This is a genomic window from Bordetella genomosp. 9 (assembly GCF_002261425.1).
Lineage (GTDB): Bacteria > Pseudomonadota > Gammaproteobacteria > Burkholderiales > Burkholderiaceae_B > Bordetella_C.
In genome coordinates, this window is sequence record NZ_NEVJ01000002.1 from 120,949 (window position 1) to 139,939 (window position 18,991).

Here is an 18,991-nt window from a genome sequence, read left to right on the forward strand (position 1 = left end):
CTCAGGCGGGCTCGACCGGTTCGGGCGGCTTCGCGTAGCCGTGCTGATAGTGGTGGCTGAAGGTCTTCAGCGCGTGCAGCGCCTTGACGGGATCATGCCCCGGCTTGACCACGAAGCTGTCGAAGCCGCAGCGCGCCTGGTAGTGGATCGTATCGATCAGCACGTCGCCCACGGCGCGGAGTTCGCCTTGCCAGCCGTGATGGGTGCGCAGGATCTGGGCGATGGAATAACCGCGGCCGTCCGTGTACAGCGGGAAGTTCACCGCGATATAGGCGATGCCGGTCGGGTCCAGGGTGCGTGCGCCGTCTTCCAGCAGATCCGCCGGTTCGGCGTCCGGTTCCAGCAGGATGGCGACCGGGTGGCGGCGCGCGCGCAGCGTGTCCCGTGCCTTCACCCAGGTGGAAAGCGGCACGATCCAATCCGGTTCGTCCGGCGGGGTGGAGGTGGCGTCGTCCGTCTCGCCGGGCTCGTACCGTTGCGAGGTATCCGCCTGCAGGCGGCCACTGCGGATCAGGTTGTCGGGGGAGGTCTGGTCAGGCATGGGTGGCCTCTCCGGTCGTCTGGCTCTTGGCGGCGCCGTAGACATCGGCCTTGAAGGGATCGATGCCCACGCGGCCGACCACGTCGACGAAGCGTTCTTCTTCGCTGTCGCGCAGGCGCAGGTAGGTGTGGATCAGGGTTTCGACCACGCCGGGTACTTCATCGCGGGCGAACGAGGGGCCGATGATGCGGCCGATGGCGGCGCCGCCGGCGCGCAGCGGATCGACGTCATTCAGGTTGTCGCCGGCGCCGTTCTGGCGCCCGCCTATCGTCACCTGGTACCACTCCTCGCCGGCCTTGTCGACGCCCAGGATGCCGATGTGCCCCACGTGGTGGTGCCCGCAGGCGTTGATGCAGCCCGAGATGTTCAGATCGAGTTCGCCGATTTCGAACAGGTAGTCCAGGTCGTCGAAGCGGCGCTGGATGGCGTCGGCCACGGGGATGGACACCGCGTTGGCCAGGGCGCAGAAGTCGCCCCCCGGACAGGCGATGATGTTGGTCAGCAGCCCGATGTTGGGCGTGGCCAGCTTCAGCGGCTTGAGCGCGTTCCACAGCTCGTACAGGCGGCTGCGGCGCACGTCGGCCAGGATCAGGTTCTGTTCGTGCGAAACGCGCATTTCACCGAACGAATAATCGTCGGCCAGCGCCGCGATGGCGTCCATCTGGTCGGCGGTCACGTCGCCGGGCGGCGTGCCGGTGGGCTTGAGCGACAGCGTCACCGACGCATAGCCGGCGACACGATGCGAGCGCACGTTCTTGCGCAGCCAGCGGCCGAAGGCCGGGTCCGCGGCCGCCAGCGTGTCGGTGGGATCGTGATCCTGCGCGGCCGCGGCGTCGTAGGCCGGCCAGGTGAAGCGGTCGGCGATCCTGTCCAGGTCGGCTTGCTTCAGCTTGTTGGGACCGTCCTTCAGATAGGCCCATTCCTGCTCGACCTGCTGGGCGAAGACTTCGGGCGTCAGGTCCTTGACCAGGATCTTGATGCGCGCCTTGTACTTGTTGTCGCGCCGGCCATGCAGGTTGTAGACGCGCAGGACGGCCTGCAGGTAGGTCAGCAGGTCGTACCAGGCGACGAAGGGGCTGATCTGCTTGCCGACGATGGGGGTGCGACCCATGCCGCCGCCCACCCAGACGCGGAAGCCGACCACGCCGTCCTGCTGCAACGCCTGCAGGCCGATATCGTGCACGCCCACGGCCGCGCGGTCTTCATGCGCGCCGCTGACGGCGATCTTGAATTTGCGCGGCAGGAAGGCGAATTCCGGGTGCAGCATCGACCATTGGCGGATGATCTCGCACCACACCAGCGGGTTGGTCACTTCATCCGGCGCGACGCCGGCGAAATGATCGGTGGTGGTGTTGCGGATGCAGTTGCCGCTGGTCTGGATGGCATGCATCTGCACCGTGGCCAGTTCGGCCAGGATGTCGGGCACGTCTTCCAGCTTGGGCCAGTTGAACTGCATGTTCTGCCGCGTGCTGAAATGCCCATAGCCGCGATCGTAGGTGCGGGCGATGTGGCCCAGCATGCGCAGCTGGCGGGAGGTCAGCATGCCGTAGGGGATCGCGACGCGCAGCATGGGCGCATGGCGCTGGATATACAGGCCATTCTGCAGCCGCAGCGTGCGGAAGTCGTCCTCCGACAGCTGGCCGGCCAGGAAGCGTTGCGTCTGGTCGCGGAACTGCGCGACGCGCTCTTCGACCAGTTGCTGGTCTATGGGGTCATACACGTACATGTCTGTGCGCCTCGGTACGCACGCCAAGCATGGGTGCGGCGGCCTGGGGAAATGGCCGGAAAACGCCATCGTAGCCCGGAAGCAGGGTACCTGTCCCCGCTATTGACCTGAGGTTATTTGCTTAGAAAATCCGCTCATTAAGAGGCTGTCGCGGCCCTTTATGCGTGGCCAAAGAAAAACCCGCCTTGCGGCGGGTTTTCGCATGCGACGCACCGCTTCGAAAGCACGCTACTTTTAATGCATGCTTTTAAAGCTGGCTTCCGAAGTGACCGCGGCCTGGGCCGCCGACTTCAGAACTGGCGCGGAATTACTGCGCGGCGTCTTTCAGCTTCTTCAGCGGGCGGACCTTCACCTTGACCGAAGCGGGCTTGGCGGCGAACCAGCGCTCTTCACCGGAGAACGGATCCTTGCCGAAACGCTTGGGCTTGGCGGGGACCTTTTGCACGGTGACCTTGAACAGGCCGGGCATCGTGAATTCGCCGGAGCCCTTCTTGTTCACGGAAGCCAGGACAGCGCCTTCCAGGCTGGCCAGCACGGCCTTGACCGATTTGGCTTCGACGCCGCTCTGTTCGACCACGTGGGCGACCAGTTGGCTTTTGTTCAGCGCGCTCTTCAGCGCGGCTACGGGCGCGGCGGCCTTTTTGGCCGGAGCGGACTTGGTCACAGCGGCCTTCTTGGCCACGGCTTTTTTGGCCGGGGCTTTCTTGGCAGCAGTCGTGGAGGCTTTCTTTGCAGGAGCTTTAGCTTTAGTGGCCATGGTCGAAAGAATGGTTGGGTTGAAATAGCAAGGCTCAAGCCGTACGCCTGGCGACGGCTGAACGCGATGATACGTTATGCGTAGGCGTTATGTACACGATTTGGCGTGTATTGCGCGCGAAAAAGCCCTGTAGAGGCGCTACAACAACGGTTATGCGCCTTCGGAGCCCTGAAAAAAGGGGGTTTTGTGGAGGTCGCGCGTGCCGGGCCCGTTGAAATCTCAGGCCGCCAGGGTCAGCGAGGCATGGCGTGGAGCGGATTCGATCAGCGCGACGGCCTGGCCGATGACGATCACGGCGGGGCTGGCCATGCCGGCTTCAGCGATGTCGGCCGCCATGCGATCCAGCCGTGTGACGAGATGGCGTTGCTCCGGACATGAAACGCGTTGCGCCACGGCGACCGGCATATCCGCCGCGAAACCGGCTTCGCGCAACTCCTGCGCCAGCGTGCCGGCGTCGCGCATGCCCATGTAGCAGACCAGCGTCAGGCCGCTGGCGGCCAGCGCGCGCCAGTCGGGACGGCTGTCGTCCATGGTGTGCGCGGTCACCAGCGCGACGCCGCGGCTGATGCCGCGGTGGGTCAACGGCAAGCCCAGCGCGGCGCCCACCGCGAGTCCCGCGGTGATGCCGCCCACCGCTTCGGCCGCGATGCCGCGCGCCGCCAGCCACTGCATTTCCTCGCCGCCGCGGCCGAAGATAAAGGGATCGCCGCCCTTGACGCGCGCCACCGTCCTGCCTTGGCGGGCGTGGCGCGCCATCAGGCGCAGGATGAAATCCTGTGGCGTCGAGCGGCAGCCGCCACGCTTGCCGACGTTGACGATACGCGCGCCAGGGGCGGCGAGCGCGCGGATGCCGGGGCCGACCAGATCGTCGACCAGCCAGACGTCGGCCTGCCGCAGGATGCGCGCGGCCTTGACGGTCAGCAGGTCGGGGTCGCCGGGGCCCGCGCCGACCAGCCAGACCTTGCCGCTGGATTTGCCGTTGGATTTGCCGTGGCATCCGCCTTCGGATTCGCTGCCGCATTCGCCGTGGCGTCCGCCATCAAGTGGGGCAGCGGGTTTGGAATCGGGTCGGCCAGTCAGGCGCGGCGTGCCGCCGAGGTCGTTCATCGTCAGGCTCCCAAAGCGACGTGCGCCCGCGCCACCATGCGGGCGACTTCCGGGCCGCAGGAGCCGCAGCCCGTCCCGCAGCGCAAGGTGCGGCGCAGGCCATCGGCATCGAGTCCGGCGGCGATGCCGGCATGGATGGCGCGATCCGTGACCCCATGGCAGACGCAGACCGTGCGCGCCCGCGCGACCGGGGCCGTGCGTCCCATCAGCAATTGCGCCGCGCTGGCGGGCGCCGCGCCGCCGTCCGCCCATGCCGATACGGTGTCGACGATGCGCGTGTCGCCGGCCAGCAGGAAGGCTGCCGGCCTGCCGTCGCGCAAGGCAATACGCCGCACGATGCCGCGATGCGGGTCGTCATAGCAGGCGTGCGGCTGCTCCAGCGCCAGGGCCGCGCACAGGGCGTCCAGCACGTCGATATCCGGTGCGTGCGCCGCGGCCAGCACGATGCGGACGCCGCCACCGCCCAGCGCGGTCGGCAGTATCGCGGCATAGGGGAAGCGCCGCAGCCACGGCGCCAGGTCCCGGCGCAGCGCCGCCGCATCGCCGCCTATCCATCCCGCCGCCTGCCAGGCAAGGTCCGCGGGCCGCACGGCGATGGCGCTATGTTTCAGTTCGGGCTGCCTGGACACGGGGTCGCGCGCGGGATTGCTCAGGGCGTTCACGCCGTCGCCGGCAATGAAGGCGCTGCCCCAATGCATGGGCATGAAGGCCTGGCCGGGCTGCAAGCCGTCGTCGGCGCGTACGGGCATGTGCAGCTGTCCGCGTCGGGAGGCGATATGCGCCAGGGCGCCTTCCGCGAGTCCGGCGGCGGCCATATCGGCCGGATGCATGGACAGCCAGGGTTCCTCCACATGCCGCGTCAGGGCCGGCGACAGCGCGGTGCGCGCCATCGTGTGCCAGTGGTCGCGCAAGCGGCCGGTGGTCAGCCGCAGCGGGAAATCCGGCGAGACGGGTTCGGCGACGGGGGTATGGGGCACATCGAGAAAGCGGGCGCGGCCGTTGGGCGTGGCGAAACGTCCGTCGACGTAGAGCCGTGCGCGCGCCGCGGCATCGCCGCCGGGCCGATCGGGCTGGTCGGGCGGGTAGGGCCATTGCTGCGGGCCGTCGCGCTCCAGTACCGCGTAGTCCAGGGCGCTGTAGTCCAGGTCCCTGCCCGCGGTCGTGCGCGCATGTTCCGCGAACACCTCGCTTTCGCCGGCATAGGAGAAAAGCCGCGCCTTGCCGGGTGCGATGCGGCGGGCCAGGCGCGTGGCGACGTCCGCGGCCAGGCGCCAATCGGGCCGGGCGTCGCCGGGCGGCGCGATCGCGGCGCGCACGCGGCTGATGCGCCGTTCGGAGTTGGTCGTCGTGCCGTCCTTCTCCGGCCAGGTGGCGGCGGGCAGCACCAGATCGGCATAGGCCAGCGTTTCGGTGCCGGCATAGGCATCCTGCACGATGACGAACTCGGCTTTCTCCAGCGCCGCGCGCACGCGTGCCTGGTCCGGCATCGATTGCGCGGGGTTGGTCGCGACGATCCACAAGGCCTTCACGCGGCCTTCCAGCACGGCGTCGAACATCTCCACGGCGGGCAGGCCGGGCGTCGCGGGCAGGCTGTCCACGCCCCACAGCGCCGCGACTTCCGCGCGATCGGCGGCGTTGCCGGGGTCGCGATGGCCGGGCAGCAGCGTCGCCATGCCGCCGGCCTCGCGGCCGCCCATGGCGTTGGGCTGGCCGGTCAGCGAAAACGGACCGGCGCCGGGCTTGCCGATCTGGCCGGTGGCCAGATGCAGATGGATCAGGGCGGCATTCTTGGCCGTGCCGCTGCTGGATTGGTTCAGGCCCATGGTGTACAGCGACAGCGTCGCGGGTGACCGCGCGAACCAGCGGGCGGCCTGCACGATGTCGGCGGCCGGCACGCCGCAGATGTCCTGCGCCGCCTCCGGCGTGAAGTCGGCGATCCGGCGTTCCAGGGCCGCATAGCCTTCCGTGTGCCGCTCGATATAGCCGCGGTCGATCAGCGATTCGGCCGTCATGACGCGCAGCATGGCATGGAACAGGGCGACATCCGTGCCCGGCAGGATGGGCAGGTGCAGATCGGCGGCGGCGGCGGTGTCGGTGCGGCGCGGATCGGCCACGATCACCCGCATGTGCGGACGCGCCTGGCGCGCCGCTTCCAGGCGGCGAAACAGAACGGGGTGCGCGTACGCCACGTTGGCGCCGGCGATGAACACGGTGTCGGCCAGCTCCAGGTCGTCGTAGCAGGCGGGCGGGGCATCGGCTCCCAGCGTCTGCTTGTAGCCGGCCACGGCGCTGGACATGCACAGCCGCGAATTCGTGTCCACGTTGTTGGTGCCGGCCAGGGCCCGCGCCAGCTTGTTGAAGACGCTGTAGTCCTCGGTCAGCAACTGGCCCGACAGGTAGAAGCCGATCGCATCCGGCCCGTCGCGGCGGATGATGTCGGCCAGCCGCCCGGCCGCGATATCCAAAGCCTGGTCCAGCGGAACGTCCACCCTGGCCGCGTTTTTGCCGGGCCGCCGTTGCGCCTTCAGGATCCGCGCGGCATCGCCGCGGACCGTGTCCGCCAGCTGCAGGCCCTTGCTGCACAGGCGGCCGCGATTGGACGGATGGGTCTCATCGCCATGGATGGCGATCACGCGGTCGCCCAGCGCGTCGACCCGCACCCCGCAACCGGTCCCGCAATAGCAGCAGACGGACGAGACGGTGCGCACGCCGTCCGCGGCGGCGCGGCGGGCGGTGGAATCATGCAGCGTGTGAGCGTCCATCTTCAGGGTGTCTCCGCCGCCCCGGTCTCGCCATGCATCAGGCGGTCGCGCAGTCCCGCCAGCGGGGTGGCCTCGCGGATCAGGCGCAGGTACCAGCCGCCGTCCGCGGTGTCGCCGTACAGGCAGGCGCCCACCAGCTTGTCGTCCTTGACGACCAGCTTCTTGTAGACGCCGCCCTGGGCATCCGACAGCGTGATGGCCTGCGTGCCGGCCCCGCCGATGAAGTCCCCGGCGGAGAAAACGTCGATGCCGGTCACCTTCAATTTGGTCGAAGTGATGCTGCCCGCGTAGCGGCCGGTACCGTGCAGGGCCAGGTGGTTGGCCGCGACGCGGGCCTGCTCGAACAGCGGCGCGACCAGCCCGTACGCGATGCCGCGATGGCTGACGCATTCGCCCACCGCGTAGATGCGCGGGTCGTAGGTCTGCATGGTGTCGCTGACGACGATGCCGCGATCGACGTGCAGGCCGGCCTGTGCGGCCAGCGCGGTGTGCGGCCGGATGCCCACCGCCATGACGACGAGGTCGGTGTCGATCTCGTGGCCGTCCGCGAAGCGCAGGCCGCGCACGCGACCGGTCGCGTCGCCCAGGATCGCGGCGGTCTGGCGCCCCATGAGAAAACTCAGGCCGCGCGCTTCCAGGCTGTCGCGCAGCAGCCGGGCCGCATGCGTGTCCAGCTGGCGGTCCAGCAGCGTCGCGCCCAGGTGCACGACGGAAACATCCATCCCGCGCGTGGCGAGTCCGTTGGCGGCTTCCAGGCCCAGCAGGCCGCCGCCGATGACCACCGCGCGCCGGTGCCGGGCGGCCGCTTCGATCATGCGGTTGACGTCCTGGATGTCGCGAAAGGTCAGTACCCCTTGCAGGTCGCGGCCCGGCACGGGCAGCACGACCGGCGTGGAGCCCGTGGCCAGCAGCAGCTTGTCATAGGGCGCGACGGTGCCGTCGTCGGCATGCACCTGCCGGCGCACGCGATCGATGCGTGTGACCGTGCGGTTCAGCAGCAGCCGTATGCCGTGCCGCGCATACCATTGTTCATCGTTCAGGACGATATCGCGCAAGGTCTGTTCGCCGGTCAGCACCGGCGACAGCATGATGCGGTTGTAGTTCGGATGCGGCTCGGCGCCGAATACGGTGATGTCGTACAGCCCGGCGTCCAGCGCGAGCAATTCCTCCAGGGTGCGGATGCCGGCCATGCCGTTGCCCACCACCACCAGCTTCTGCCTGCTCATGCCGCCGTCTCCTGTAGTCGTCGCTGTAGTCGCCGCTGTAGTCGCCGCTGTAGTCGCCGGCATCAGGCGGCGCTGCGCGCCTGTGCCGATTCGAGCGGGGACGCCGCGGCCGCCATGGCGGGTATCGCGGGCATGGCGGCCTGCGCGGCCGTGCCGGTGGCATGCGGGCGCGATTCCGCGGGATGCCCGTAGCGGCGATGCAGGAAGTCCACCACCGCCGCGCGGCAGGCCAGGTAGCGGGGGTCTTCCGCCAGCGCGACGCGGTCACGCGGGCGCGGCAGCGCGACTTCCTGGATCTGGCCGATGGTGGCCGCCGGTCCGTTGGTCAGCATGACCACCCGGTCGGAAAGCAGCACGGCTTCGTCGACGTCGTGCGTCACCATGATGGTCGTGGTGCGCGTCTTGGCGACGATCTTCAGCAGTTCGTCCTGGAGATGGGCGCGGGTCAACGCATCCAGCGCGCCGAAGGGCTCGTCCATCAGCAGCACCTTGGGCTCGATGGCCAGGGCGCGAGCAATGCCCACGCGCTGCTTCATGCCGCCGGAAATTTCACGCGGCAGCTTGCCCTGGGCGTGCGCCAGCCCGACCAGTTCGAGCGCGGCATGCGTGCGTTCGGCCAGCCGCGCCTTGCTTTCCTGGCGGCCGAAGACTCTTTCCACCGCCAGGTGGACGTTCTGGAAACAGCTCAGCCATGGCAGCAGGGAGTGGTTCTGGAACACGACGGCGCGGTCCGGACCGGGGCCGGCGATCTCTTTTTCCGCGCACAAGAGCACGCCGGCGGTGGGACGGGTCAGGCCGGCCACCAGGTTCAGCAGCGTCGACTTGCCGCAGCCGGAGTGGCCGATCAGCGTGATGAACTCGCCCTGTGCGACCGTCAGGTTGATGTCGCGCAAGGCGATGAACGGGCCTTTGCGCGTATCGAAGACCTGGCCGACGTTTTCGACCCGTACGAATTTTTCCATGGCCTTATTCCTCGTAGGTGTAGCGCCGGGCCAGCTGCATCAGCAACACGTCCAGCGTCAGGCCGACGATGCCGATCACGAAAATTGCGATGACGATGTGCTCGACCTTGAGGTTGTTCCATTCATCCCACAGCCAGAAGCCGATGCCGGTGCCCCCGGTCAGCATCTCGGCCGCGACGATGACCAGCCAGGCCGTGCCGATGGACAGGCGTACGCCCGTCAATACGTGCGGCAGGGCGGCCGGCAGCAGCACGCGCGTCAGGATTTTCCATTCCGACAGGTCCAGCACCCGCGCGACGTTCAGGTAATCCTGCGGCACGCGCTGCACGCCGGCCGCGGTGTTGAGGATCATCGGCCAGATGGAACAGATGAAGATGGTCCAGATGGCCGCCGGATTGGCCGCCTTGAACAGCAGCAGCCCCAGCGGCAGCCAGGCCAGCGGGGACACCGGACGCAGCAGGCTGATGATGGGCGAGGCCAGGGCGTTCAAGGCTTTGAAGCGGCCGATGGCGAAGCCCAGCGGGATGCCCACCAGCGCCGCCAGCCCGAAGCCGCCGGCCACGCGCAGCAGCGACGCCAGCACGTTCCAGCCGATGCCGCGATCGTTGGGACCGTTGTCGTAGAAAGGATGGGCGAACAATACGACGGCCGCTTCCCAGGTCTTGGCCGGCGTCGGAATGGCCGGCACCAGCAGGGCGATGGTCTGCCACACCAGCACGAAGATGGCGAAGCCGGCGACGGGTCCGACGACGGCTCGCAGGACACTCTCGACATGATCGCGCCACGGCCAGGCGGGGCGGGTGTCGGTCAGGGGAAGCGATCGATCCATGGCGTTCGTCCTCAGGTCTTGATCTTGAAGGCGTCCGCATACGCGGCCGGGTTGCTGCCGTCCCACACGATCCCGTCGATCAGCGTGGAAGACCGCATCTCCTGCGCGGGCAGCGAGACCCCCGCGGCCGTGGCGGCCTGCTTGTAGACGTCGATGCGGTTGATCTGCCGGGCGACGGCCAGGTAATCGGGATGGTCCTTCAACAGGCCCCAGCGCTTGTGCTGGGTCAGGAACCACATGCCGTCGCTCAGGTAGGGGAAGTTGACGGCGCCGTCGCCATAAAAACGCATCGCGTGCTTGTCGTCCCAGGTCTTGCCCAGGCCGTTGTCATAGCGGCCCAGCATGCGGTCGACGATCACCGCCGCGTCGGTGTTCACATAGGATTTGGCGGCGATCGTTTCCGCCGTCTTGCGGCGGTTTTCGGGGGAGGCGTCGATCCACTTGCCAGCCTCCAGGACGGCGGCGGTCACCGCGCGCGCGGTGTTGGGATAGCGGGAGACGAACTCAGCGGAGCCTCCCAGCACTTTTTCCGGATGGTCCTGCCAGATCTCCTGCGTCGTGACGGCCGTGAAGCCGACCTTGTCCAGGATGGCGCGCGCGTTCCAGGGTTCGCCCACGCAAAACCCGTCCATGTTGCCGATGCGCATATTGGCCACCATCTGGGGCGGCGGCACGGTGATGACCTTGGCGTCGCGCATGGGATTGATGCCGTTGGCGGCCATCCAGTAGTACAGCCACATGGCGTGCGTGCCGGTGGGAAAGGTCTGCGCGAAGGTGTATTCGCGCTTCTTTTCCGCCATGATGCGCGCCAGCGATGCGCCGTCGGTCACGCCGGCGTCCTTCAGCTGCTGCGACAGCGAGATGGCCTGGCCGTTCTGGTTGAGCCCCATCAGCACCGCCATCTCTTTCCTGGGCCCGCCTATGCCCAGGTGTACGCCGTACACCAGCCCGTACAGGACGTGCGCGACGTCCAGTTCACCGTTGATCAGCTTGTCGCGCACGCCGGCCCAGGAGGCTTCCTTGGACAGCACGAATTTCACGCCGTGCTTTTGATCCAGGCCCAGCACCGACGCCATGACGACGGACGCACAATCCGTCAGCGGGATGAAGCCGATCTTGACTTCGGTCTTCTCCGGCGCATCCGTGCCCGCGGCCCAGGCGCCGGCCCGCACGCGGGGATCGACCACGCCGAGGATGCTGGCGCCCGCCAGGGTGCGGGTGGCCCAACCCATCAGGCGCCGGCGCTGGAAATTGGCGGGCGGCGCCGCGAAGGTCGGAGGCTGCGGAGAGGTCTTTAGCTTCATTCGGAGTGTCCTTCGAGGGCAAAAAAAAACGTTCCGCGCGCCCAGGGCTCTCCCTGGGTGCGCGGAACGTCGTTGTTCCGGTCGCCGCGTTGGCGGCATATGACGGCCGCCGTTGGCCGTCGCTTCGTTAAAAGCAATCGCTATGCCAATTTGCCTTCAATCAGCGCCGCGCAGAGATTTCCGCCTGTGCGATCAAGGACTTGGCGGTGTTTCGCTAGTGTGGTGGGCGGCGGCGCGGCGCGCGGCGGCCGTCACGCATGCCGCGGTTTGGTGCGTTGCGATCAAGGGGCTGCGCCAATGCGGTGCGGGAAACAGGCGTCGATGGTGCGCGCAGCCCGCGAGCGGGGGTGGCATCGTCGCATCGCGGCCGGAGAAAACCGCGCCGTGATCGCGGGCGACGTCCGGCGGACTGTCGTTGCCGGCCAATGAAATGGCATGTATTTTGCATTGCACAAGGCGGGAGGAGAGGATAGACACATGCTCAGGGTAATGTTGATCAAGGATGGCGAAGGGCGCGTGGCCGAGTTGCGGAACACCCTGGAGCAGGGCGGCGTCCGGATCGTGGCCGAAGTGCTGCCGGACGCCGACCTGTCCGCCGCCGTCGCACGCCATGCGCCGGACGTCGTGCTGATCGACGCCGACGCGCCTTCACGCGATACGCTGGAGGGCGTTTGCGTCGCCAGCGCCCACAGCGACCGCCCGGTCGTCATGTTCACCGAAAGCAACGATCGCCAGACCATGCGGGCGGCGCTGCAGGCCGGGGTTGCCGCCTATGTCGTGGGCGAGGTGCCCGCATCGCGCATCCGCAGCCTGCTGGACGTCGCCATCGAACGTTATGCCGTGGATCGTGCACGCCGCGAGGAACTGACCGAAGCCAAGCTGCGGCTGGCCGAGCGCCAGGCCGTGGAAAAGGCCAAGGGACTGTTGATGTCCCTGCGCGGGGTGTCGGAAGAAGAGGCCTATCGCATGCTGCGCGAACACGCCATGAAGAGCCAGAAGCGTATCGGCGAAGTCGCGCAGGCCATGGTGGACGCGGCGGGCTGGATCAAAAGCTGATCGCCGATCAAAGATACGGCGTCGCCAGCCAGATCACCTTGTTGCGCAGCCGGACCAGGAAGGGCGCCGAATCCAACAGCTCCAGCGTCTGCGCCTTGGACGAGGCAATGGTCGCGTCGATCCGCTTGCCGATTTCCACGGCGACCTCGCGGTCGTAGATTTCCGTGTCCAGCTCGAAATTCAGCCGCAGGCTGCGCGGGTCCAGGTTGGACGATCCCGCGTACGACCAGGCATCATCGACCGTCATGAGCTTGGAATGATCGAACATGCCGGTCGTGCGCCATACCCGGCAGCCGCAGCGGATGACCTGGTCCAGCTGTGCCGTCATGGCGTAGTCCACCAGCCGCAGGTTGTTCCTGCCGGGAATGACGATATCCACGCGTACGCCACGCCGCGCCGCCGTGGCCAGCGCGCCGATCAGCGTCTGGTCCGGCAGGAAGTAGGGCGACTGGATGCGTACGTGCCGCTGCGCCACCGCCAGCGCACCCAGCAGCATGTTATGGGTGCTGCCGAGCGAGCGGTCGGGCCCGGACGGCACGCAACGCACCGCGGCGCTGCCCGGCGTCGGGTCGGCGGCATTGGCCGCGTAGTTGAACCACAGGCTGCCCGCCAGGGATTCGCCCGTCGTGAAATCCCAGTCGTGGGCGAAGACCGATAGCAGCTGGATCACCAGCGGGCCTTCGACGCGAAAATGCGTGTCGCGGTTGGTCTCCTCGCGGGACAGGGCGCTGACGAACGCGGCGCGGATGTTCATGCCGCCGGAAAAGCCGACGCGGCTGTCCACGACCAGGATCTTGCGGTGGCTGCGCAGATTGGCGTACGGCATGCGCAGGAAACCCAGCGGATTGGTCATGAAGCGCGCCGTCGGCACGCCGCCTTTCTTCAGCATCCGGATGATGGGCGGACGCGAATAATGCGCGCCCACGGCATCGATCAGGACGCGGACCTGTACGCCGCGCGCCTGCGCCTCGATCAGGGCCTGCGCGAATTCGCGGCCGATGGGATCGTTGTCGAAGATATAGCTTTGCAGCGCCACGGTATAGCGGGCCTGGCGGATGGCCTGGATCATGGCCGGATAGGCTTCATCGCCGCCGTCCAGCATCCGCACCGAATTGCCGCCCACCAGCTGGAAGTGGCTGACCTTGTCGGCCAGCCGTTTCAATGAGGCGAACTGCGGCGCGGACAACGGCACGACGTCCAGTTCCACCGCCGAAGGCTCGCGCGCGTAGGCCACCATGGCCTCGTCGCGCTGCTGCGAAACGCGCGTGATGCGTATGCGGTTGACGCCCGCCACGAAATAGGCCGCCGCGCCGAACAGCGGCGAAAACAGCGTGACGCCGACCCAGCCGATGGCCGCGCGCACGTCGTTCTTGGTCATGGCGGCATGTATCGCCGCGCCGGCGCCGGCGACCAGGCTGACCGTGAAAACGATATGCGGCCAATAGGTGAGAAGGATCTGATGCAGTTCGCGCATGTGGTTATTGGGTTTGTTGCCGGGCGAGTTGCAAGCATGCTGGCCGGCTCCCGAGGAGCCGCCTTGGTCGGGAGGATACCAAGCCCGCGCGTGAAACTGAGCCGACGGCGCCGTCAACGCCGCGCTTCAGGTGGCGGGGAGCAACACTTGAAATGAGGTCGGCAACTCGTGCTAGAATCTCGCTTCTTTGCTGCGGTGGCTGTAGCTCAGTTGGTAGAGTCCCGGATTGTGATTCCGGTTGTCGTGGGTTCGAGTCCCATCAGCCACCCCAAAATTACATTTGAAATCAGGCGCTTACGGTCATTCCGAAGCGCCTTTTTTCGTTTCGCGAGAGTTTGCTGGAGATGGCCGTAGGCCGCATATCGCTGCAACGCGAAGTAAGGTCGTGATCGGTGACCAGGTCTCCCTCGTCAACCGTTCCATCGTACGTCCGGGTCCGTGCGTTCATTGCGTCTTGCCACGATGAACTCCAACGCTCACTGCCTGACCCTGTCGCTGAAGCCGTGCTGACTGGCCAGGTCCAGGGTGTCACATGAGCCAATGAGCTGGCTAGCACTCACCGCGACGCACCTGCAGCGGTGGAAGCGTTCCCCAAATTTCCATCAATATCCAGTAAAATCAGAAAGCTAAGAGGTCCTATGCTTACTGCAAAGCAGATTGCTCAGCGGCAGCACGATGCGCGCAACGCGCTGGCCAGCCAACGTCTGGAAGGCCTGGAGCCCGATACTGAAGTGCTCGAAGCGATGCAACGGTATATCACCGGGGAAATCGAGCTGAGCGATGTTCTGAAGGACTTCGTTGGGCGAGTGGCTCGTGGCGAAGTACACGGCTAACGACGTTTACTCGGACCCTCAGAGTGGCGTCCTATACAACCGCTTGGGAATCACTGACGAGCCGACACTGGCGAAGATAGAGGCGACATTCGCCCATCTTCGCGCACTCGAACTTGTGGAGAGCCCCGTTCAGGGGACGTTCGATCTGGCCCACCTGCAGCAAATACACCGGCGATTGTTCGGCGATGTGTATGACTGGGCTGCCAGATTCGTACGGTTGATATTTCGAAGGGCGACACGCGGTTCGCCAATTTCGGCCAGATCGAAGGCTATGCGCCGCAGATCACACAGCCGCTTGCGCGTGACCGGTACCTGCGTGGTTTGAACGTCGAAGAATTCAGTCGAAAAGCAGGCCACTATCTGGGCGAGCTGAACGTGCTGCATCCATTTCGCGATGGGAACGGCCGCGCCATCCGTGAGTTCTTTCGGCAACTGGCCAGCGAGGCGGGTTATGCGATCCAGTGGTATGGCGTCGATCGTCGGCAATGGGTCCAAGCATCAATCCTGGCCTATGAGGGCGATTCGCGTCCGATGGCATCCCTGATTCGCGAGAACCTGATTGATCTCGACCAGGAGCACGCGGTTGACTTGGCCAAATCCATTGCGGGCGCCGACGCCCGCATCGCACATGCTATCCCGGGGAACGCGTATGAGGGAACGGTCCTCGGTGCGACCGAACGCTATGTCGTACAGCAGTTTCAAAGTGAGGGCCTGGACGTCGTTCTGCATGTGCGCGATCCGTTGGTGAATGCAGAGCAGCTCGTTCCAGGTCGCTCGTGCGAAATCCGATATCCGCATGGAAACGTTGGCCTGGTGCGCGCGATAGCGCAAGACACCGATCATGATATCCAGCAGGATCACCCGCGCGACCTGACGCGAAGCACGCGATTGGAGCGCTAGCTTTCCTCGTCCGTCAATGACTACTTCCGGCCATTTTCGGACGATCGATTTGGTAACATATTTTGGGGCGAGCGGCTCAGCTTTCACGTGCCGGATCGGCACATACGCGTACCGCTGTCTCGCTACTGGTTCTCAATTGAGACGGCAGATAGTAACCAAGATAAAGTGTTCACTGACAGGTAGTTCACTCAGGATGCTGCATAAGTTCAATAGTGTGTCCGTCAGGTCCTCGGGTATAGACTAAGATTGTTCCGCTAGGCGCGGTTTGCGGTTCGCCGGAAGCAGTCCAACCGTAGGGGCGCATGCGATTTAGCATTGCGCGCAGATCGGTCACAGCAAACGTCAAATGAGCCGAGCCAACATCACATGGACGTTGCTTCAAAATCAAGCGGTCTTCTGGTGAGTCGTACTCGAGCAGCTCAATTCTGTATCCATCGGGGCCCTCTAGGAGAGCATTTCTCAAATAAGCCCCCGGCACACCGACTACTTGTTCCATCGCGTGCCCACCGCCAAGTTCTTTGCGGTAAACGAGTTTAAAGCCGAGAACTTCAGTCCAGAAATCAAGTACACCATCTATCGACGCGACTGTCAGCCCAGTATGCTCGGTGCGTAATACGGTAGAGATTTGGTCGTTCATAAGTGCATCCTGCTATTACAGTCTAGGCCACAAATTCACGCGATAGCTAAAATTCGGCCTGGACTGTCTTAGTTGCTGTTAATAGGTGGCCATTCTGGGTCGTCATCGGCCGGTCGACAAGGACGGCTCTGGGCCAGAAGCGGGCGTTGGAGGTCGCGTGATAATCTCGCCCGTTTCTTAATCAGTGACTGTCAAGCATGTCTCGAGTTCATTTGATCGAGGGCCCGGTAGGGGCTGGAAAATCCACCTTCGGCGCGGCTCTGGCTGCAAGCAGCAACGGCGTGCACATCCCGCTCGACGAGTGGTTTGCGACGCTGTTCAGCCCAGACCGCCCGGGCGGCGATTTTGTGCCTTGGTATATTGAGCGAAAAGAACGGTTGCTGGGTCTAATATGGAACCACAGCCGCAGAGTACTGGCGTCGGGTCGAGACGTTGTGCTCGAACTTGGCCTGATCCAGCAGCAACCAAGAATCCAGTTCTGTCGAATGATCACGAACGAAGGATTTCCGCCTCACCTCCATGTCCTCGACGCACCCTTGGAAATCCGTCGTGCGCGTGTTCGACGCAGGAATGAAGAGCGAGGTCCCACGTTTTCCATGGTCGTACCGGATCATGTCTTCGAGATGGCGAGCAAGCTTTGGGAGTCGCCCGACGAACTCGAATGCGAAGAGTTCGAGATTAGCTTCGACACGGAGGGGGCGAACGCGTCGTTTGACGTCTGAGCAAGCCGGCCAGCACGCGTCTTGAAAGACTGCCATCGGGCCAAGCAAAGGTCGGCTCAGGGTCGGAACCGGACATCGACCAGAGGCCCCTTCCGGCCAGAAGCAGCCTTTTGATTAATCCCCGCAAACGACTGGGGCACAGTTTATTGATGTTGTGGCCAAGGTATCCAGGCGCCCCGCTGTGAGCGGCGATGGCCCCTTTCAGAAAGAGCTCAATACCCTGATGAGTTATATGAAGGACGACTCGGCTCGACGAGTACTGACATGAAAATCCTCCATTGAGCATCGCATGGCACAACGCCTCGCTTGCCTCCAAGTAGGCCGGTACCGAAGAGGCCGAACACGCAGCGTGACCGCCGCTAGCGATCGCCGCCAAGGAACAGCTTGTCGCAGTAGCCGCCTTGCAGGTAGGAGGACACGATGGTCTTCCGGGCGTCGGTGATGAAGGTCATGATGCACGTTTCGCCTTCTTGGGTGTAATAACCCGTTGGCGCGGTATTTTGCTGGTAGATCGGGGTCTGGGCTTGGCCGCCACCGGCAGGAAGCACTCCGACCAGCGTGCTGCCTGTCGACTCGGTTCCGGTCTGGACGAAGCGCTGGTGCTGGGTGGAGCCGTATCGGGTCCAGGCGTGCGAGTAGCGGGGGTTCTGTGGGGTGCCGATGTTGGGATAGGTGGCCGACCCGCCCTGGTGATCTTCGGGGCCGAACCGCGAGGTGACCTCGGTCAGGTTATGACCGACCATGCTTTTCGCGTAGCGGTCCATCTGGTTGGCGGGCGGGTGGTAGACGCAACCGCCCAGCAGGACGAAACCCAGGGTGACGGAACAGGCGAACAGGGTACGGCGGATCATGGAGTCGTTTTCGCGAAGTTCGAAAGCGTGAATTCTATTTCCGGGGCGGCCGGACAGAAATCCTCATCAGGGAAGAAAATGTAACCATGCCTACGAGGTGTCGCGCCTCATGCGCGCGATCGACCTGTCGCCTTGCCTAGGGAATCCACCGATGGCCGCCCGGCACGCGTCTGCCTAGACTTTATATGTATAAACATAAATATAAGTCTGGTCTATTGACCGCCGGAGGAGACATGCCCAAGCTTGCCCGTTCGATCGCGGTACTGGCCGCCATGTTCGCGTGCGTCGCCATGCAGGCCGCGCATGCGCAGAGCGTCGACGTCAAACAGCCCTTGACCATCGCCAGCCAGGGGAGTTTCTTCGTCGGCGGCCGGGAGGTGAAGTCCGAGACCTTGTCCACGCTGCCGCAGGTGGACCCGACGGGAACGGTGACGGTGGAGCAGATGTATGTGCAATACCAGGTGCCGGTCGACGCCAAGCCCGTGCAGGTGGTGTTCATCCACGGCTGCTGCCTGACGGGCGCCTCATGGGAGACGACGCCGGACGGCCGCATGGGGTGGTCGGAGTACTTCGTGCGCAAGGGCTATCCGACCTACGTCATCGACCAGGCGGCAAGAGGCCGTTCGGCGATGAACGCGGCGGCGATCTACGGCGTCAAGACCGGCAAGCTGCAGCCGGATACGCTGCCGGTCGGTTTCCAGGCAGGGCGCGAGGTCGCCTGGCCGTTGTTCCGCTTCGGCCCGCGCTATCCCGAATCCTATGCGGGCTCGCAATATCCGGTCGAGGCCCAGGAGGCGCTGTGGAAGCAGATGGTGCCGGACTGGGCCTATTCGATGTCCACGCCCAACCCGACGGTGCCCGCCTTGAACCTCCTGGCCCAGCGGCTTGGACGCGCGGTGCTGGTCAGCCATTCGCAATCCGGGATCTATCCCTTCCAGGCAGCGGTGCGCGGCCGCGCGGGCATTGCGGCCATCGTGTCGATCGAGCCCGCCGCATGTCCGGCGGCCGACAGCGACCTGACGCCTTATGCCGGCATACCCATCATGGTCCTGTTCGGCGATTACGTCGCGCAGTCCGCGGTGTGGGCGCCGCGGCTCGCGGCATGCGAGGCGTTTGCGCAGGCCGTGAATAAGGCCGGCGGGAAGGCCAAGGTCCTGCAATTGCCGCAGGCAGGCATGCACGGCAACACGCACATGCTGATGCAGGACCGCAATAATCTGCTCGTCGCCGACCTGCTGTCGGATTGGATCGATAACAGCGTGGGTCGATGACAGCGTGGGTCGATAATTGCGCGAGTCGATAAA

Annotated in this window: 16 protein-coding genes, 1 tRNA gene and 1 pseudogene; 6 read left to right on the plus strand and 12 right to left on the minus strand. The window is 65.3% G+C overall.

Annotated features, from left to right (window positions below):
• Position 1 precedes the first annotated feature (1 nt).
• From CAL26_RS06535 to CAL26_RS06575, 9 genes and pseudogenes are all read right to left on the minus strand, one after another.
• Entirely contained in the window at positions 2-541 is a 540-nt protein-coding gene (locus tag CAL26_RS06535; RefSeq protein ID WP_094846144.1) for a DUF934 domain-containing protein, read from the minus strand.
• Positions 534-2,267 carry a nitrite/sulfite reductase gene (locus CAL26_RS06540; RefSeq protein WP_094846145.1) on the minus strand — a complete coding sequence of 578 codons (1,734 nt, stop codon included), beginning with the start codon at positions 2,265-2,267 and terminating at the stop codon, positions 534-536. The genes CAL26_RS06535 and CAL26_RS06540 overlap by 8 nt, the downstream gene beginning before the upstream one ends.
• Positions 2,268-2,574: 307 nt before the next feature.
• The gene (locus tag CAL26_RS06545) at positions 2,575-3,024 is read right to left on the minus strand and encodes an HU family DNA-binding protein (protein WP_086063832.1); all 450 of its coding nucleotides are present in this window, start codon (positions 3,022-3,024) and stop codon (positions 2,575-2,577) included.
• Between the two features lie 219 nt (positions 3,025-3,243).
• Positions 3,244-4,131: a uroporphyrinogen-III C-methyltransferase gene (gene cobA / locus CAL26_RS06550; RefSeq protein ID WP_094846146.1), complete on the minus strand. Its 888-nt coding sequence runs from the start codon at positions 4,129-4,131 to the stop codon at positions 3,244-3,246.
• A gap of 2 nt (positions 4,132-4,133) precedes the next feature.
• Positions 4,134-6,893, minus strand: coding sequence for a nitrate reductase (locus CAL26_RS06555; protein ID WP_094846147.1), 2,760 nt, complete (start codon positions 6,891-6,893; stop codon positions 4,134-4,136).
• An 8-nt stretch (positions 6,894-6,901) separates the two neighbouring features.
• Positions 6,902-8,119, minus strand: a pseudogene (locus CAL26_RS06560) (NAD(P)/FAD-dependent oxidoreductase); the annotation flags it as partial.
• Between the two features lie 62 nt (positions 8,120-8,181).
• The gene (locus tag CAL26_RS06565; RefSeq protein WP_094846149.1) at positions 8,182-9,081 is read right to left on the minus strand and encodes an ABC transporter ATP-binding protein; all 900 of its coding nucleotides are present in this window, start codon (positions 9,079-9,081) and stop codon (positions 8,182-8,184) included.
• Positions 9,082-9,085: 4 nt separating this feature from the next.
• Positions 9,086-9,910 (minus strand): nitrate ABC transporter permease, encoded by an 825-nt coding sequence (gene ntrB, locus CAL26_RS06570; protein ID WP_094846150.1) that lies wholly within the window; start codon positions 9,908-9,910, stop codon positions 9,086-9,088.
• Positions 9,911-9,921: 11 nt separating this feature from the next.
• A complete protein-coding gene (locus CAL26_RS06575) occupies positions 9,922-11,214 on the minus strand; it encodes a CmpA/NrtA family ABC transporter substrate-binding protein (RefSeq protein WP_094846151.1) in 1,293 nt (430 codons plus the stop codon).
• 477 nt (positions 11,215-11,691) lie between these two features.
• Here CAL26_RS06575 and CAL26_RS06580 point away from each other — a divergent pair, with 477 nt between their 5' ends.
• Entirely contained in the window at positions 11,692-12,270 is a 579-nt protein-coding gene (locus CAL26_RS06580; RefSeq protein ID WP_094846152.1) for an ANTAR domain-containing response regulator, read from the plus strand.
• A 7-nt stretch (positions 12,271-12,277) separates the two neighbouring features.
• Here CAL26_RS06580 and CAL26_RS06585 read toward each other — a convergent pair whose 3' ends face one another.
• On the minus strand, positions 12,278-13,744 hold the full coding sequence (locus CAL26_RS06585) for a phospholipase D-like domain-containing protein (RefSeq protein WP_094846153.1): 1,467 nt from the start codon (positions 13,742-13,744) through the stop codon (positions 12,278-12,280).
• A gap of 195 nt (positions 13,745-13,939) precedes the next feature.
• Between CAL26_RS06585 and CAL26_RS06590 the strand changes: the two genes are divergently transcribed.
• The 3 genes from CAL26_RS06590 (at position 13,940) to CAL26_RS06600 (ending at position 15,477) form a co-directional block, all read left to right on the plus strand.
• A tRNA-His gene (locus tag CAL26_RS06590) sits at positions 13,940-14,015 on the plus strand.
• A gap of 367 nt (positions 14,016-14,382) precedes the next feature.
• Entirely contained in the window at positions 14,383-14,577 is a 195-nt protein-coding gene (locus tag CAL26_RS06595; protein WP_094846154.1) for an antitoxin VbhA family protein, read from the plus strand.
• A gap of 261 nt (positions 14,578-14,838) precedes the next feature.
• Complete coding sequence (locus CAL26_RS06600) at positions 14,839-15,477, plus strand: Fic/DOC family protein (protein WP_256988317.1); 639 nt, start codon at positions 14,839-14,841, stop codon at positions 15,475-15,477.
• Positions 15,478-15,661: 184 nt separating this feature from the next.
• Here CAL26_RS06600 and CAL26_RS06605 read toward each other — a convergent pair whose 3' ends face one another.
• Complete coding sequence (locus tag CAL26_RS06605) at positions 15,662-16,114, minus strand: VOC family protein (protein WP_094846155.1); 453 nt, start codon at positions 16,112-16,114, stop codon at positions 15,662-15,664.
• A gap of 197 nt (positions 16,115-16,311) precedes the next feature.
• Between CAL26_RS06605 and CAL26_RS06610 the strand changes: the two genes are divergently transcribed.
• A complete protein-coding gene (locus CAL26_RS06610) occupies positions 16,312-16,836 on the plus strand; it encodes an AAA family ATPase (protein ID WP_094846156.1) in 525 nt (174 codons plus the stop codon).
• A gap of 359 nt (positions 16,837-17,195) precedes the next feature.
• Here the strand turns inward: CAL26_RS06610 and CAL26_RS06615 are convergent, their stop codons facing one another.
• Positions 17,196-17,687 carry a hypothetical protein gene (locus CAL26_RS06615; RefSeq protein WP_094846157.1) on the minus strand — a complete coding sequence of 164 codons (492 nt, stop codon included), beginning with the start codon at positions 17,685-17,687 and terminating at the stop codon, positions 17,196-17,198.
• A 233-nt stretch (positions 17,688-17,920) separates the two neighbouring features.
• On the opposite strand from CAL26_RS06615, the gene CAL26_RS06620 reads away from it, so the two are divergent.
• Positions 17,921-18,958: an esterase gene (locus tag CAL26_RS06620; RefSeq protein ID WP_218831516.1), complete on the plus strand. Its 1,038-nt coding sequence runs from the start codon at positions 17,921-17,923 to the stop codon at positions 18,956-18,958.
• Positions 18,959-18,991 lie beyond the last annotated feature (33 nt).

What these genes read in the sequence shown, in the direction of transcription:
- CAL26_RS06540 (WP_094846145.1), bottom strand. Translation starts at nt 2,267, where the DNA reads ATGTACGTGTATGACCCCATAGACCAGCAACTGGTCGAAGAGCGCGTC.
- CAL26_RS06565 (WP_094846149.1), bottom strand. Translation starts at nt 9,081, where the DNA reads ATGGAAAAATTCGTACGGGTCGAAAACGTCGGCCAGGTCTTCGATACG.
- CAL26_RS06615 (WP_094846157.1), bottom strand. Translation starts at nt 17,687, where the DNA reads ATGATCCGCCGTACCCTGTTCGCCTGTTCCGTCACCCTGGGTTTCGTC.
- ntrB (WP_094846150.1), bottom strand. Translation starts at nt 9,910, where the DNA reads ATGGATCGATCGCTTCCCCTGACCGACACCCGCCCCGCCTGGCCGTGG.
- CAL26_RS06580 (WP_094846152.1), top strand. Translation starts at nt 11,692, where the DNA reads ATGCTCAGGGTAATGTTGATCAAGGATGGCGAAGGGCGCGTGGCCGAG.
- CAL26_RS06595 (WP_094846154.1), top strand. Translation starts at nt 14,383, where the DNA reads ATGCTTACTGCAAAGCAGATTGCTCAGCGGCAGCACGATGCGCGCAAC.
- CAL26_RS06605 (WP_094846155.1), bottom strand. Translation starts at nt 16,114, where the DNA reads ATGAACGACCAAATCTCTACCGTATTACGCACCGAGCATACTGGGCTG.
- CAL26_RS06575 (WP_094846151.1), bottom strand. Translation starts at nt 11,214, where the DNA reads ATGAAGCTAAAGACCTCTCCGCAGCCTCCGACCTTCGCGGCGCCGCCC.
- CAL26_RS06545 (WP_086063832.1), bottom strand. Translation starts at nt 3,024, where the DNA reads ATGGCCACTAAAGCTAAAGCTCCTGCAAAGAAAGCCTCCACGACTGCT.
- CAL26_RS06620 (WP_218831516.1), top strand. Translation starts at nt 17,921, where the DNA reads ATGCCCAAGCTTGCCCGTTCGATCGCGGTACTGGCCGCCATGTTCGCG.
- CAL26_RS06535 (WP_094846144.1), bottom strand. Translation starts at nt 541, where the DNA reads ATGCCTGACCAGACCTCCCCCGACAACCTGATCCGCAGTGGCCGCCTG.
- cobA (WP_094846146.1), bottom strand. Translation starts at nt 4,131, where the DNA reads ATGAACGACCTCGGCGGCACGCCGCGCCTGACTGGCCGACCCGATTCC.
- CAL26_RS06555 (WP_094846147.1), bottom strand. Translation starts at nt 6,893, where the DNA reads ATGGACGCTCACACGCTGCATGATTCCACCGCCCGCCGCGCCGCCGCG.
- CAL26_RS06585 (WP_094846153.1), bottom strand. Translation starts at nt 13,744, where the DNA reads ATGCGCGAACTGCATCAGATCCTTCTCACCTATTGGCCGCATATCGTT.
- CAL26_RS06610 (WP_094846156.1), top strand. Translation starts at nt 16,312, where the DNA reads ATGTCTCGAGTTCATTTGATCGAGGGCCCGGTAGGGGCTGGAAAATCC.